The sequence below is a fragment of the Pelagicoccus albus genome (assembly GCF_014230145.1).
GTDB lineage: Bacteria > Verrucomicrobiota > Verrucomicrobiia > Opitutales > Opitutaceae > Pelagicoccus > Pelagicoccus albus.
Window position 1 is genome coordinate 294,391 of the sequence record NZ_JACHVC010000001.1, and the last position, 14,075, is coordinate 308,465.

General features: G+C 53.1%; 14 protein-coding genes. 1 reads left to right on the forward strand and 13 read right to left on the reverse strand.

Annotation, left to right across the window (positions count from 1 at the left end; translation table 11 throughout):
- Nucleotides 1-4 precede the first annotated feature (4 nt).
- From H5P27_RS01295 to rho, 13 genes are all read right to left on the reverse strand, one after another.
- On the reverse strand, nucleotides 5-694 hold the full coding sequence (locus H5P27_RS01295) for an NAD-dependent deacylase (RefSeq protein ID WP_221774562.1): 690 nt from the start codon (nucleotides 692-694) through the stop codon (nucleotides 5-7).
- Nucleotides 695-781: 87 nt separating this feature from the next.
- Entirely contained in the window at nucleotides 782-1,156 is a 375-nt protein-coding gene (locus H5P27_RS01300; RefSeq protein ID WP_185658574.1) for a VOC family protein, read from the reverse strand.
- Between the two features lie 85 nt (nucleotides 1,157-1,241).
- The gene (locus tag H5P27_RS01305) at nucleotides 1,242-1,733 is read right to left on the reverse strand and encodes a hypothetical protein (RefSeq protein WP_185658575.1); all 492 of its coding nucleotides are present in this window, start codon (nucleotides 1,731-1,733) and stop codon (nucleotides 1,242-1,244) included.
- A gap of 183 nt (nucleotides 1,734-1,916) precedes the next feature.
- Entirely contained in the window at nucleotides 1,917-3,260 is a 1,344-nt protein-coding gene (locus H5P27_RS01310) for a cytochrome c3 family protein (RefSeq protein ID WP_185658576.1), read from the reverse strand.
- 1 nt (nucleotide 3,261) lies between these two features.
- Nucleotides 3,262-5,193, reverse strand: coding sequence for an FAD-dependent oxidoreductase (locus H5P27_RS01315; protein WP_185658577.1), 1,932 nt, complete (start codon nucleotides 5,191-5,193; stop codon nucleotides 3,262-3,264).
- 101 nt (nucleotides 5,194-5,294) lie between these two features.
- Nucleotides 5,295-5,663 (reverse strand): globin family protein, encoded by a 369-nt coding sequence (locus H5P27_RS01320; RefSeq protein WP_185658578.1) that lies wholly within the window; start codon nucleotides 5,661-5,663, stop codon nucleotides 5,295-5,297.
- A gap of 72 nt (nucleotides 5,664-5,735) precedes the next feature.
- Complete coding sequence (locus H5P27_RS01325; RefSeq protein ID WP_185658579.1) at nucleotides 5,736-6,128, reverse strand: c-type cytochrome; 393 nt, start codon at nucleotides 6,126-6,128, stop codon at nucleotides 5,736-5,738.
- Nucleotides 6,129-6,162: 34 nt separating this feature from the next.
- A complete protein-coding gene (locus H5P27_RS01330; RefSeq protein WP_185658580.1) occupies nucleotides 6,163-6,546 on the reverse strand; it encodes a group I truncated hemoglobin in 384 nt (127 codons plus the stop codon).
- 34 nt (nucleotides 6,547-6,580) lie between these two features.
- A complete protein-coding gene (locus tag H5P27_RS01335) occupies nucleotides 6,581-7,177 on the reverse strand; it encodes a Tll0287-like domain-containing protein (protein ID WP_185658581.1) in 597 nt (198 codons plus the stop codon).
- Nucleotides 7,178-7,413: 236 nt separating this feature from the next.
- A complete protein-coding gene (locus tag H5P27_RS01340) occupies nucleotides 7,414-7,848 on the reverse strand; it encodes an RrF2 family transcriptional regulator (protein WP_185658582.1) in 435 nt (144 codons plus the stop codon).
- A 14-nt stretch (nucleotides 7,849-7,862) separates the two neighbouring features.
- A complete protein-coding gene (hisF, locus tag H5P27_RS01345; RefSeq protein ID WP_185658583.1) occupies nucleotides 7,863-8,618 on the reverse strand; it encodes an imidazole glycerol phosphate synthase subunit HisF in 756 nt (251 codons plus the stop codon).
- 115 nt (nucleotides 8,619-8,733) lie between these two features.
- Nucleotides 8,734-10,500 carry a hypothetical protein gene (locus tag H5P27_RS01350; protein WP_221774563.1) on the reverse strand — a complete coding sequence of 589 codons (1,767 nt, stop codon included), beginning with the start codon at nucleotides 10,498-10,500 and terminating at the stop codon, nucleotides 8,734-8,736.
- Nucleotides 10,501-10,642: 142 nt separating this feature from the next.
- A complete protein-coding gene (gene rho / locus H5P27_RS01355; protein ID WP_185658584.1) occupies nucleotides 10,643-11,773 on the reverse strand; it encodes a transcription termination factor Rho in 1,131 nt (376 codons plus the stop codon).
- A 213-nt stretch (nucleotides 11,774-11,986) separates the two neighbouring features.
- Between rho and acs the strand changes: the two genes are divergently transcribed.
- A complete protein-coding gene (acs, locus tag H5P27_RS01360; protein ID WP_185658585.1) occupies nucleotides 11,987-13,933 on the forward strand; it encodes an acetate--CoA ligase in 1,947 nt (648 codons plus the stop codon).
- The last annotated feature ends 142 nt before the right edge of the window (nucleotides 13,934-14,075 follow it).

Below are 14,075 nucleotides of genomic sequence, written 5' to 3' on the forward strand. Positions count from 1 at the left end.
AGAGCTACCCTTTTTCTAGCCACTTAGAGGCGAGCTTGGGGACTTGTTCGCCGGCGGTCCCGTGGATGAAGCGGTAGTCGTCGGGAATGAAGTCGAGATCTAGGGCGATGATTGTTTTTTCTGCATGAGCTGGGGCTTCGTGCACGAGTCCAGCGGCTGGATACACGCTTAGAGAAGTGCCGATTACGAGAACCTTATCTGCTTGTTGGAGTTGTTCGATGGCGATCTCGAAGTTCTCCACCGCTTCTCCGAACCAGACGATGTCGGGACGCATTCGCCCGCCTCGAGGACAGCGATGATCTAAGCTTAGCCCTTCCTTGGGGTAGGGGATTTTGTAGGTAGGATCGATGGAGCTCTTAACTTCCAGCAAAGAACCGTGCAGGTGGATGATATTGCTGGATCCGCCGCGTTCGTGCAGATCGTCCACGTTTTGGGTGATGACCACCACCTCGTGCTCTTTCTCCAGTTCGGCGATTGCGAAATGGGCGGGATTTGGCTCAACGCTCTCGAGAGCCTTTCGTCGGAGGTTGTAGAAATCCAATACGAGTTGCGGGTCGCGGGCCCAAGCTTCCGGTGTCGCCACATCTTCAATACGGAAATTCTCCCAGAGGCCGCCCGAGTCGCGGAAGGTATTGAGTCCGCTTTCCGCGCTAACTCCGGCTCCGGTGAACACGACGATCTTTTCTGGCTTCACGAAACTCGTTCTAACGGATTCTCGACAGGTCGCTACCGAAAAAATGAAAAACCGCGTCGAGCGACGCGGTTCCATTGAAAATGCCTTTTAGTCGTTGACCAAGATCTCGACCTCGTAGCCATCTGGGTCGGTGATGAAGGCCATGCCGAAGTCTTCCTTTTCCTTCCAGTTGCCGGGCCAGACTTCGACACCATCGTCCTCCAGCTTTTGGCAGTAGGCCTTGATGTCGTCTACTCCGATACAAGTGTGCATCAGGTCCTCGGGGACCTTAACTTCGTAGTCGGGGGAGTAGGTCAGCTCCAGCATGTGCTCGTTGCCGGGAAGTTCGAGATGCACGATCTGGTTTCCTTGCGGGCTTGTCTTAGGCCCTTTGAAAACTTTGAAGCCACAATGTTGGCAGTAGAAGTCGATGGACTTTTGCAGATCGGCTACGCGGATGCGGGTGTGCAGGAATTTGATCATATCTTAGCTTTCTTAGACTGGCTTGGCGTGAGGCCAAGCTCGGATATGTAAAATCCTACGACTGCTCCGGTCCAGCGATTGCCCCTCAGCTAGACATTTCCAACGAATCTGGAAAGAGCAGGTACTCGCAATCGTCGCTTGGCTCCTCTGGGAGTGGGAACAGGTTCGAAAGATGCGGAACGGCTTTTATGTCCCGTGTGCTGGTGGGCAGAAGTTTGAAGGCTCCCACCTTCTCTCGTCTTTCCAGATAGTAGGACTCCGTTTCGAAGCGGTCCTCGGTTGCTGCGGTCAGCACGATACGATCCATGGGCTCTCGGCCAAAGGGGAAGGGAAGCTCTGGCTGCGAGTCTCGCATCCTGCGATGGATCAGGATGTAGGCCACCGCCTGGGACTCGAGAAGCTTCTCTTGAATTTCCGAAATGAGGGTGGGGGTGTTCGTTTCGAAGGAGTGCGCTTCAAGACGATCGTGGATCGTATAAAACAGAACGATTACACGTTCATCGGAGCTAGGTACGAAATCGGCGGATCTGCATTCGCAGAATCGTCTGCCGGTTTGAATAAGTTGTCCGAGTATCATCGAGGAAAATCGTAGGCAACTATGAGGGGGTGCCGGAGATCTTCAACCTGTTCAGGCAAATAAAATACAGATTTGTCGCTAAATGAGTGGACTTACCCATTCACACTCGGGAATCGAGGAGGGGAGTTAGGGCGATTAAGGTGGCCCGTGCTCATTACAAGACACAGCCCGCGATTAAAGGGCCTAGTTTTCGGCTCGTTCGCGGGCTACACGTTGAAGCTTTTCTACCACCATCTCGAGGCTTTCGACGTGTACGGAAGGCATGGACTGGAAGTTGTTATCGATCACATTCGGATCAGCTAGAGCGTCTATCGAAAAGCCAACTCCATGGCAGTCGATGCAGACGGGGCGTATCATTTTCTCGTTGGGCCGGAGTACGTCGTTCTGATTGTGCAGCACCTTGGTAATGCTCTCGCCCTGTTCGGTCATTTCGATTCGCGGTAGGTGGCAAGTCGCGCAGCTCACTCCAGAGCCTTCTGGTCCTTGCCCATTCATCTCAGCCTGCCACAGCTGAAAATGCTTCGATCCCTTGTAGGAATTGGTGTGGTCATCGTCGTGGCACGACATACAGGCGTTTACAGCGGCGAACTTCGTGTCGAAGCTGTGATCATCGTGGCAAGAGGTGCAACTTAGCTCGCGATGGGCGGCTCCGGCGTGCATCGGAATCAGCGCTTGGGCCGGAGTCATAGGGCTCAAGCCTTGGCCGAGTCTCATGCCGTGACGGCTCTGGAGGAAGGTTTCCGTTTCGTAGTCGTGGCAACCTTGGCATGATACGAATCCCGGTTTCTCGAGCCAAGCTCCCGTTTCTTCGCTTTGATGGCAGTCGATGCAATTAATGCCCGCCTTGGCGTGGGAAGACTGTGACCACTCGAAGGCGATGTCTTGCGAATAAGTAACCTCGCTCGGAACGGCTCGTTCGCCTATCTCCAGGGCGGTCCGAGAATGCTCTTCTGCCCAATTTGCGTACTGATTCAGTTCCTTGACCTTGGGATTTTCCTTAATGTTGGGATCGTCCAAGTGACGCTCTAGGAACTCCTCGTAGAGAGCGGTGTTGTCGTGGAAATTGTGGCAGCCCACGGTAGAGCAACTGTTGAAAGGCAGACCTTCATGGGTGGGGCGATTTTCCGCCACATCTTGGTGGCAGAAATAGCAGTAGTCTTCGGGCAAGGTGACCCCCATTTGCCCTGTCTGGTCAGACTGATGTTCGACGTGGCAGGTCACGCACTTTCTAGCGTCGAGGATGGCGACCCGATCCGCGTTGCGTGGATCTAGGAATTTGGTGACCGGATGGGAATCGGACACTCTGTCGAGCTCCTCTTGGTGACACGTGGCGCAGGCATCATGTTGAACTCCCATGTCCTCTGTGTGGCAAGCAGAGCACTGGAGTTGGATTTGGTGATGCCCATGGGTTGCCTCGCCCGGCATAAACGCCTTTTGACTATTGCCGTTGATAGAAGCGAAGAAATGCAAGCCTAGCCAAAGAGGCGCTATCGCAGCCGCGATCCACTGGAGTGTTTTCAGCTTCATATCAGTAGGCGTAGGCTTTGTAGATGTGGAAACCTAGCAGCACGGGATACGGCCAGAAGAATAGAATGTGCGCCTTCGTCACATAGGAGCGAATTCGCCTAGCCCAAGGGCCGTTAAAGCGATCCTCCATGGCGACTGTTAATCCTGCAATAGACCCGGCTAGATTTAACAGCACGAAACAGGTCATTAGCCAGAGATTCAGGTTCTCCCCAAAATCGAAGCCGGTATGGGCGACCAGAGCGATTAGGCAAAGAAAGCCTAAGGTACTATGAATGGCGCGCCACCAGCCGTAGTTGCCCATCATCTTTAGACGAAGTCTTTTGCGGGCGGAAAGGGATAGAGCAAGGAGGGAAAGCCCCGCCATCGTGTATCCGGAGAACTGCTTGTAGAACGAATCCTGCCAAAGCTGAGAAAACTGGTAATAGGCAGTCTGTACGCTATTCGCAGCTGGCAAAGGGGATAAAGTTAAGAAAAGGGCGCAGGCGATCGCGCCTAACGCGGCGGTGGCCCAAAGGAGTTTTGATCCTTTCGGCTTGTAGGCGGTTTCTTCGCCAGAGGTGCCGCAGAGCTGGCCGAGCAAAGGCAGGCAAGAACCGCACACGGTGCCCGCGCCAGTCTGCTCTGACAGTTCTGAGACCTTGCTACAGCCAGAGGACAGGCAGGCGGACAAGGTCCCTTTGGTCGTTTGCGTGCAATTGCAAATGATCGCATTCGAGGGCCAGTCCACAAGGGCATCGTTGGCAGGGATGACGCCGCGACTTTCGAATTCGGCCTGTTCGCCAGGGGTCATGAAGCGTTCTTGGGATATGGCGAGCTGAAGCTGGTGCGTTTGATCCCATTCTCCCACTACGATGCCTCCAGCCAAGCTATCCCGCTTCAGCACGATGAGTCGAAATGTGTCCTTTGTCCGGTGCGTTAGGGTGTGGCCTTCTCCCAGATAGTCTCCAAAAGCGCTGACCTCGATACCCAAGAGTTTCAGTCGGCATGACAAGTTTGCTCCTTTGAAATTTCCTTCCCCGCCAGCTAATGATTCTACCAAGGCTTCCGCCATTTGATAGCCCGGAGCGACGAAACCGTAGACTTGTCCGCGATGTAACGCGCATTCGCCGATCGCATACACATCTTTCGCTGAAGTCTCTAAGCGATCATTAACGATAATACCGCCTCTCGCTCCGACATCTAGCCCACTATCGCGGGCTAATTCATCCGTTGGGCGGACGCCTGTGGCGATGACGAGTAAATCCGTTTCGATTTTATCTTCGTCGTTGAAAGTAATCTCTAGGCCAGAACGAGTGCGACTAACGGCTCTTGCCCCTTTCCCTGTTAGTATCTCAACTCCTAGATCGCGTATTTGGCTTTCAAGGACGCTCGAAGCCTCCTCGTTGAGCTGGCGCGGCATGAGTCCGTTCGCGAATTCGACCACAGTCGATTTCAAGCCCAGCTCGCGCAAGGCGTTAGCCGCTTCTAAACCGAGAAGGCCTCCACCTAGCACGACCGCGGAGGTTTTTCCTTGGCTGAAGTCTATGATTTGCTCCGCATCTTGAATGGTGCGATATACGAACACCCCGGGTTTGTCAGTGCCGGGGACTGGGGGGATAAATGGAGTAGATCCCGTTGCGATTATTAGCTTATCGTATTCGTAGTCTTGCCCTGAGTCGCTGCGAACTGTTTTCGCAATTGGGTCGATGGAAACAATTCTGCAATTTGTATTTAACTTGAAGTTATTCTTTGAATACCATTCCGGAGCTGAAAGCGATAAAGCGCTTAAATCCCTCGCCTTAAAGTAATCGGTTAGGTGTACGCGGTCGTAAGCTGCTTGAGGCTCCTCGCCAAAAATTTGCACATCATATGTCTTGGAGACTTTGGATGCGCAAAGGGCGGCGCAAAAATGGTGGGAAACCATACCGTTCCCAATTACGATTATACGTTGCATGTCGAAGGGGCAGCGTTGCTGAGCGCTTTCCACTTTTTTTTGGCAAGACCAGTCGTTGCTATCCGGCTAGGCTCGTTTTGCTACTTTAGGGGAGGATGCTTTTATGCAGCTACGTAACTGGTCGTATTTTTTAAGTCGGCAGAAAACTTGGTGTAGGTTTCCAGCCACACTGTTTCCATCTCTTCGGTGAATTCGTGACTGAAAATTTGCCTCAGTGTCCATGCCAGCGCAGAGCCGATCGTGGAGTGGTTTCGATCTGTAAATTCAACGATGAATGGAATCTGTTGAAATGTTGGGTGCGTTTCTTCGGTTCTGAGATCTGTATCCAAGTTCTGGACTGCAATATCGATGATTCTCTTTATTATGCGACCGTTTTGCCGAATGTCGGACTCGAAGTAAGGTTTGAGGCTAGGAGCTTCTGCGAAGAGCTTCGCGTAGAATATATCAGCGATTATATCGGATATAGGCATGCATCGCTTCCATGTTTTTTGAACCAGTCGTATTTGTTTTTTGGTCATGGCTTTAAATGCGAATTGTTTGGGTTATTGACTGACTTGCGTCATGAACCGAACTGCCTGTTTGACCTCGTTATCGCTAAGTTCGCTAAAGCCGCCCTTGGGGGGCATTTCGGTATAGTCTGGCCCAATAAAGCCGTTTAGGGCGTGATCATACAAGGTGTCTAGCCCCTTTGCGATGCGAGGCGCCCAAGCGGTTTTGTCTCCAATTTTTGGAGCTCCAGTAAGGCCTGTAAGATGGCAAGTCGTACAGGTTTGACTCCATGTCTTTTGTCCTGCGGCAAGATCCGGATCCTCCAAAGCGATCGTAGTGGGATCGAACTTCTCTGGGACTTCCGTCTCGTTCGCGCAAGAGATTAGAATGAAGGCGGCAAGCGTCGAAACGCTTGCCGCAATTGATTTGGATATTCCGTTGTTCACGCTTCCCTGAAGCTAGTTGGATTTATCCGACGTTCTATTTGTTTAGAACGTCGTCTTTGGTGGAATGCGCTATGGCTGCGGCCTCTCCAATCAAATCGTCAGGCACGCCTAGTTCTTGCAAGGTTGCTCCTAGGTTTTCCATCACGGCTTGGAAATGGCTTTCGTTAAGGCCCATGTCTTCGACCAAGCGTTTGTGAGCCGCTCGCATGTTCTTGCCGGAGTAACCGGCTGAACCGCCGAATGCGAAGGTTAGGAATTTCTTTTGGTGGCTCGCCTGGCGTTTCATGTCCACGCCCTCGAAAAAGTGCTTGATGCGTTCGTCTGCCAGTACCTTTTGGTAGAAGAGGTCAACGGCAGCGTCCACTGCGGCTTCTCCTCCGATTCGATCAAATAGAGTAGGTTTTTCTTCGGTGTCCATTTGTATTTAAACTTTGGATGTTGATGTCTTGAGCTTAGTCGAGAGGGATACGTATCACTACGCCGCCCATTACATCGCCTAGCTTGAAATCGGTCTTGGGAGAGTCCTTGTGTTCATTATGGCAATCGACGCAGGCTGCCGCGACTCCAGTATCTGCATACACGCCAGTGAAGTAGTTGACGCCTCCCAGTGTTTCTTCCGCGTAGTAGTTCTCTCCTGGATTATCGATTACGAATTGGAGGCCTGCCTTTTCAGCTTCGGTCTTAGGAGCGTTCTGCTTGTTGATCGGCCAGATGGATTGCAGGGAGTAGCTGAAACCGGCGTCGGCTTCCTTGGCTACCATCTCGGCTCCCATACGGAACATTTGAGCTGGAAGGGGAAGGGCCTTGTCATCTGCCCAGTGTTCCGAGGCCGCGATGACCTTGTCTTGCTTTACCAGTCGGTTTACGACGTTGCGAGTATACACAGTGCGGTCAGACTTCATCACGAGGTGTAGGCCGTCTGCCATCTTTTGTGGAGAAATCCCTCCAGTTGCAGCGTCAGCGGAGCCAGCGCAGCCGGAAAGGATGAGGGTACTTGGTACAGTCGCGCAGGCTAGCAGCGCGACATAGGCGAGCGTTTTTTTGTTCATTTCGGATTAGGTAGGTGTGTTGTCGTTGCCCCGAAATTAGCAGCGCCGGTGCCAAAAGAGTATTTAGAATACTTATTTGGGCTATCAGTTGTCTTTTTTTGAGAAGACCTTAAAAAACTGAAATTTTGATTATAATTACTCGCCTTTAATGAAAATTATTAATGGCAATGCGTTTCCTGATTTCTAGAAGCTGTTGCATTTTCGCGAGCCTTAGTTGCCAGCGTAAATTAGAGCGCTCACCCAATTCCGAAGGCTTCTCTGATCCGGCTCTTGCCTGTTATCAAATCAGCGAGCGAGTATTTCTCTAACTCTTTATAGAAGGCGTTCTCGGCGCTTCTCAGCACGCCCTTGAGAGTGCAGCATTTGTTAATGCAGCAAGACCCTCCATCTGAGGCGAAGCATTCAACCAAGGGGATATGGCTTTCTGTTTTCCTTACTAGAGTGCCAATGTTTATATCTTCCGCTGCTTTTGCGAGCCGAACGCCCCCTTGGTTTCCTCTCGAGCTTATGATTACTTCGTGTTGCGAGAGGAAGTTTGATATCTTGGCCAGTGTGTTTCTGGAGATGGAGTAAGCTTCTGAAATTTCCAGGAGTGGGACTACTCTCTCTTCGTTGATCCCCAAGTATATTAGGGTACGAAGGCTGTAGTCTGAGAATTTCGTTAGCTCCATCGCTGAGGATTATCCTAGAGGCGTGCAGGAAGGCCGGCGGCGGCCAGGCGTTCTTTCGCTTGTTGGATCGTATAGGTTCCAAAGTGGAAGATTGACGCGGCGAGTACGGCGGAAGCTTTTCCTTTTTCCAAAACATCGACCAGGTGGTCGAGGTTGCCCGCTCCTCCGGATGCGATAACGGGCACTTCAACAGATTCGGAAATGCGGCGGGTCAACTCGCAGTCGTATCCGGCCAAGGTGCCATCGGCGTCCATACTGGTGAGAAGGATTTCACCCGCTCCCAGCGAAACGGCTCTTTTCGCCCATTCGATGGCGTCAAGGGGAGTGGGATTCCGTCCACCATGGGTGTAGACTCGCCAGGAGTCGCCGTCGCGCTTGGCGTCGATGGCGAGCACGATGCACTGGTTTCCGAACTTGCGGGCGGATTGAAAGATCAGGTCCGGGTTGTTGATGGCAGCGGTATTAAGGGAAACTTTGTCTGCTCCCGAATGCAGCATCTTTGTGATATCGTCGACGGTGCGTAGTCCGCCGCCAACAGTAAGAGGCATGAAGCACTCGGATGCGGTCCGCTCAACGACGTCTCGCATGATCTGCCGCTCGTCGGAGGAGGCTGTAATGTCGAGGAATACCAGTTCGTCGGCGCCTTGTTGGTCGTAGGCCTTGGCTGATTCGACTGGGTCTCCGGCGTCGCGGAGCTCTTTGAACTTAACGCCTTTGACGACACGTCCGGCGTGTACATCGAGGCAAGGTATGATCCGTTTGGCTAACACTGGCTGTTGGGTGGAAAAATGAAGGAAGCAGTAGTTAAAGCTTCTCGATAATGGGACAATAAAAAAGGGCGACCTCTTGGAGAGTGTCGCCCTTTGGAGAAAGATTTTCTCGTTCTTACATCGCTTCGCCGACCGCGATGATATCGGGATCGAATGAAGCCGCGAAACGATAGGTCTGACCGGGGCGCATGATGAGCGGATGGTCGCGCTCGAGGATTTGCAGGTAGTGCAAGTTCCCGTAGTTGCCGCGGTAGGCGCGATCGTTTGTCACCACCTCGGTTTCCTTCCAAGTGCCTTGGAAGTCGTCCTTTTGGATGGCGCAGCGTAGCCCTTCTGCTCCCAACATCGGGGAGGACTCCACGCGGTAGCGCGAGTGAGGCGAGCCGATGGCGAGCATGTAGCGGAAGCGGTCAAGAGTGACTTGATTCTTAACCGTGTAGATGAACTCGCAGGAGATCTGGTTTTTGGCGAAGGTCCAGTTGACTTTCACGCTTCCCAGTCCGGAAACGATCTGCTCTTCGGTGTTGATCCACTCAGGCTGTTCGTAGCGGAAGTAGAAGGATCGCTTAAAGCCGAGGCCAGTGGTGCACTTCTTGCCGTAGTAGGATGGAACGAATACGTTGTCGCCTACGGTCAGCTCTGGAATCATCACCGGCACGAATTGGCCGTTGGGCCAATCGAACACACCCGGGGAATGCGGGAAGGCTTGGCAGTCTGAAGTCGGGTGCCCGTTGTTGGACATCAGTGGCATTTGGATCTGCAGCCTGGACTCGACGTTGCGGTAGAGGAGGAGGCCTTGTTCCTTCTTGCTGGACTTGTCGAAGATGACGAAGCGGCATCCAGACTTGAAAGGCTCTGGAGCGGCTGCCGCAGGCGCGTCGATCTGCTTCGACAGGCGAGCCCACTGACTCAAATAGCGAGCGCCGTCGAAGTTGGCCATGCGTGTTGTGTGCAGGCGGTACGCGGTACGCTCGTCGTCACGAACTACCAGGTAGCCGTGCTCTTGGTCGAGGAAGGTCTCGTAGAAGTAGTAGAACAAGCGACGCAGCAAGTCGAAGTACTTTGGACGTTTGTCGTCGGGTACCCAACCATCGCGGAAACCTTGAAGGAGGAGCGAGATGAGGTGCATCTGGCCGTAGGCTCCTGCGTTTTCGGAACAGGTCCAACCTAGTCCGTCTTCACGAACCATGTCAGGAAGCAGCTTGATGTACTTCTCTGCGAAGGTTCTGAGGGAAGGCAACTTGCGTTCGCGCAAGCCAGGGTTGCTGTGAAGCTGAAGGGCTTGGCGTGTGAAAACGAAGGCTTGTACGCCGTAGAGGGAGAATGATCCGCCGATCCCGTTTTCGCCGACATCGTCGAAGTAGCCATTGGAGCTTGTTTCCTCGATGCGGGACAGGAAGCGCTCGATGAGGCGTCCTGTTTCGTCCTTCTTGGATAGGCCAAGTGAGAAGCGGCAGACTGCCTTGGCGACGTTGAAGCACTGCCAGTGGTTGTTGTAGTCGCTGCGGTTGAGCAGCAAGCGGTCTAGGTTTTCCCGTGTTTCGTCTACGAGGCGTTCCCACACGGGGTTACGCTCTTTGGAGGGACCGAAAGAGAGGAGGGCTAGCGCTGCATAGGCGAGACCGTTTTCTTGTGGCGGGTCGCGGAAGGCCTGAGCCGTGATACAGCGGGCCGCGAGGTCGATGAGATCCTTGCCGTCAAGCTCGGTTTCTCCGGTTGCTCGGTAGAACTCTCCTATGGCAAGAGCGGCGTGGCCGGACTCGTCCAAGCGAGAATCTTCACCTTCGATGGGTGTGATGGTTCCATCCGGATTGATGGAATCCAAATTGTGGCTGAGCATGGAGCGAGCCATGTCAAGGCACTGTTCGGAGAAGCTATCCATTTATTTTCGAGAACTAATGTGGTGCTCGCCTTGAGTCCTGCGAGCAGAGGAAACGTACTTTTTCACGCGACGAATCGCCGCAGTTCAAGCGTTAAGCGCGTTTGGCGCCTGTTATTATCAAAAGAACTGCGAATTCGTTGGTTTATCTACTGATGAGGTCTAGGAGGTCTTGGTTAGAGTCGGTTTTGGAAAGTCGAGTGATCATGGTCTCGGCCGCATCCTCTGGTTTCTGCTGCACGAGGGCGCGGCGGAAGAAGTGGATGCTTTCGAGTTGCTCTTCCGGGATGAGCAGCTCCTCGCGGCGCGTGCCGGAGGTGGCGATGTTCATGGCCGGATAGATGCGCATATCGGCTATCTTTCGATCGAGCACCATCTCCATGTTGCCCGTTCCCTTGAATTCCTGGAAAATGAGTTCGTCCATTCGGCTTCCGGTCTCGATGAGGGCGGAGGCGATAATGGTCAGGCTGCCGGCTTCCTCGGTGTTTCTCGCGGCGGCAAAGATTTGGCGAGGTTTCTCGAGGGCGCGGATGTCCAAGCCGCCCGACATGGTTCGGCCCGACTTTTTGGCGGAGTTGTGGGCGCGGGCGAGTCGAGTAATGGAATCCATCAAAATGACGACGTCTTTGCCGGTTTCGACGAGGCCCTTTGCTCTTTCGATGCAGAGATCGGCTACGCGAAGGTGGCTTTCCAGCTGCTCGTCATTGGACGATGCCCAGACTTCCGCATCGATGTTTCTCCGGAAATCGGTAACTTCTTCGGGTCGCTCGTCGACGAGCAGGACCATGAGATGAATTTCCGGATGGTTGGCGTTGATGCCTTGAGCAATGTGAGTGAGGAGGGTGGTTTTTCCGGTTCTGGGAGGCGCTACGATAAGACCGCGAGTCCCTTTGCCGATAGGGCAGAAAAGGTCGATGCAGCGGGTGGTCATGCGCTTCTTGTCGGTTTCCAGCTTGATGTGCTCCTCGGGGGTGATGGTGGTGAGCTGGGTGAAAGGGGTGAACTTGCGGCGTTCCTCGACGCTAACCCCGTCCACTTTTTCGATGAAGCGGACTTTGGGGTTTTGAAAGCGAGGGTCCGTCGTCGCTTGGGCGACGATATGGCTTCCGGTACGTAGCTTGAATCGACGAATAAGCTCCTTCGGGACAAATGGGTCAGTAGGGCGTTGGCGGCCGTTTTTGCTCAGGTCGAGCAGCTGTCCGGTCTTCTTCTTCGAGATTTCGAGTACGCCTTCTACGGTGATGGTTTGTTCGTTTTTTTCTTTTTCGTTATCCATGTGGAGCCGAAATGTTTGCAGCGTTAGTTGGATGTTTTCGTGTCGGTTTTTCGAATACGAGAGCGGCAAACGGGGTCATTTGCGGTGTTGTATCAAAAAAAGAGTGAGGAGATTGTACTGATTTCGTTCCAAAGCTTGACCGTTGAAGCAGTTGAGGGACATTATCGCTTCCGCTTAATACCCCCCCTAACCCCAACCCAAAGGATCAAGAAAGTGCCAAACAAGACCACTTCATCTGCGAGTCTTGGCGAAAAGGTTTCGCCGTCTTCCGAATTCAAAAAGCAAGCAACCGTCAAAAGCATGGCCGAATATAAACGGCTCTACGCGGAGTCTGTTTCCGATCCGGAAAAGTTTTGGAACGCTCAAGCGAAGGAGCTGCTTTTCTGGAGAAAACCATGGAAGCAAACGCTTGAGTGGAAAGAACCCCAAGCTAAATGGTTCGTCGGTGGCAAGCTAAATGTTTGCGAGAACTGCGTCGACCGTCATGTGGGAACCCCTCGCGAGAACAAGGCAGCCCTGATTTTCGAGGGTGAGCCTGGGGATCAGCAGACGTTGACCTACAAGCAGTTGCACGTGGAAGTATGCAAATTTGCCAACGTTTTGGAGTCTCGGGGGATTAAGAAGGGCGATCGTATCGCGATCTACATGCCGATGACTTGCGAGGCTGTTGTCGCCATGTTGGCCAGCGCTAGAATCGGGGCAATCCATACGGTGATATTTGGAGGCTTTAGCTCCGAATCGATCAAAGATCGCGTCAACGACTGCCAAGCTAAGCTTGTTGTGACCGCGGATGGCGGGTGGCGTCGTGGCTCGGTGGTCGATCTGAAGATGCATGTCAATCGAGCCATCCAAGATTGCCCAACCGTCGAAACGGTCGTGGTCGTGAAGCGGATCGGCAATACGCGTGTATCCATGAAGACGGGACGCGACTACTGGTACCATACCGTGATGGAGGGCGCTAGCCACAAGCACACAGCCAAGGCTTTCGATGCGGAGACGCCACTTTTCATTCTTTATACAAGTGGCAGCACAGGAAAGCCAAAGGGGGTCTTGCATACCAGTGGAGGCTATCTTCTCGGTACCACTATGACATCGAAATATGTTTTCGATCTCAAAGACTCCGATACTTATTGGTGTACCGCGGACATCGGCTGGATCACGGGGCACAGCTACGTGACTTATGGTATTCTTTCCAATGGCGCAACCAACTTGATTTACGAAGGAGCTCCCAACTATCCGGATGTTAATCGCTTTTGGGACATCGTGGAGCGTCATCGCGTTACGATTTTCTACACAGCTCCGACTGCGATTCGCGCTTTCATGAAATGGGGCGACCATCACGTGAAGAAGCATGATCTGAGCTCGCTGCGCTTGCTGGGCTCCGTCGGCGAACCGATTAATCCAGAGGCTTGGAAATGGTACTACAAGACGATCGGTGGTGGACGTTGCCCCATCGTCGATACTTGGTGGCAAACCGAGACAGGTGCGATCATGATTACCACCTTGCCAGGGGCTGCGTATTCAAAACCTGGATCCGCTGGACTGCCGTTCTTCGGCGTTGTGCCCAAGGTTTTCAACGATGCTGGTGAAGAGGTCAAAAAGGGCGAAAGCGGAAAACTCGTGCTCACTCAGCCATGGCCTTCGATGCTCAGAGGACTTTATGGAGATCGCAAACGTTACAAGGAAACTTATTGGAGCGAGTACAAGGGAATCTATTTTTGCGGCGACGGTTGTCGTCAGGACAAGGATGGCTATTTCTGGATCGTGGGTCGTATCGACGATGTATTGAACGTTTCAGGACACCGTATCGGTACGGCCGAAGTAGAAAGCGCTTTGGTCAGTCACGGAGCGGTGGCGGAATCCGCGGTAGTTGGAAGACCGCATGAGCTGAAGGGAAGCGCTGTGGTTTGTTTCGTAACTCTGAAGGAAGGGGTCGAGCCGACCGATGAGTTGCGGCGTGAGCTTCGCGAACATGTGGGTGAAGAGATTGGCGCCATCGCCAAGCCGGACGAAGTTCGGTTTGCTCCGGCTCTGCCAAAGACTCGTAGCGGCAAGATCATGAGACGTCTTCTCAAAGACATTGCCGCTGGCAGGGAGATCGCTCAGGACACGACGACTTTGGAAGACTTAAACGTCGTCAAAGCCCTGCAAAAGGGATAGCCAAAACGTAACTGATTTTCACGACAGAGGCCGAGCTCCCAGAGCTCGGCCTTTTGCTGTTTTAGGGGACTGCTCTCCTCGGACGGAAGTAGAGTGCATTACTCATCGAGGAGCTGTGATCGTTCGCAGCGAGTTTAACTCC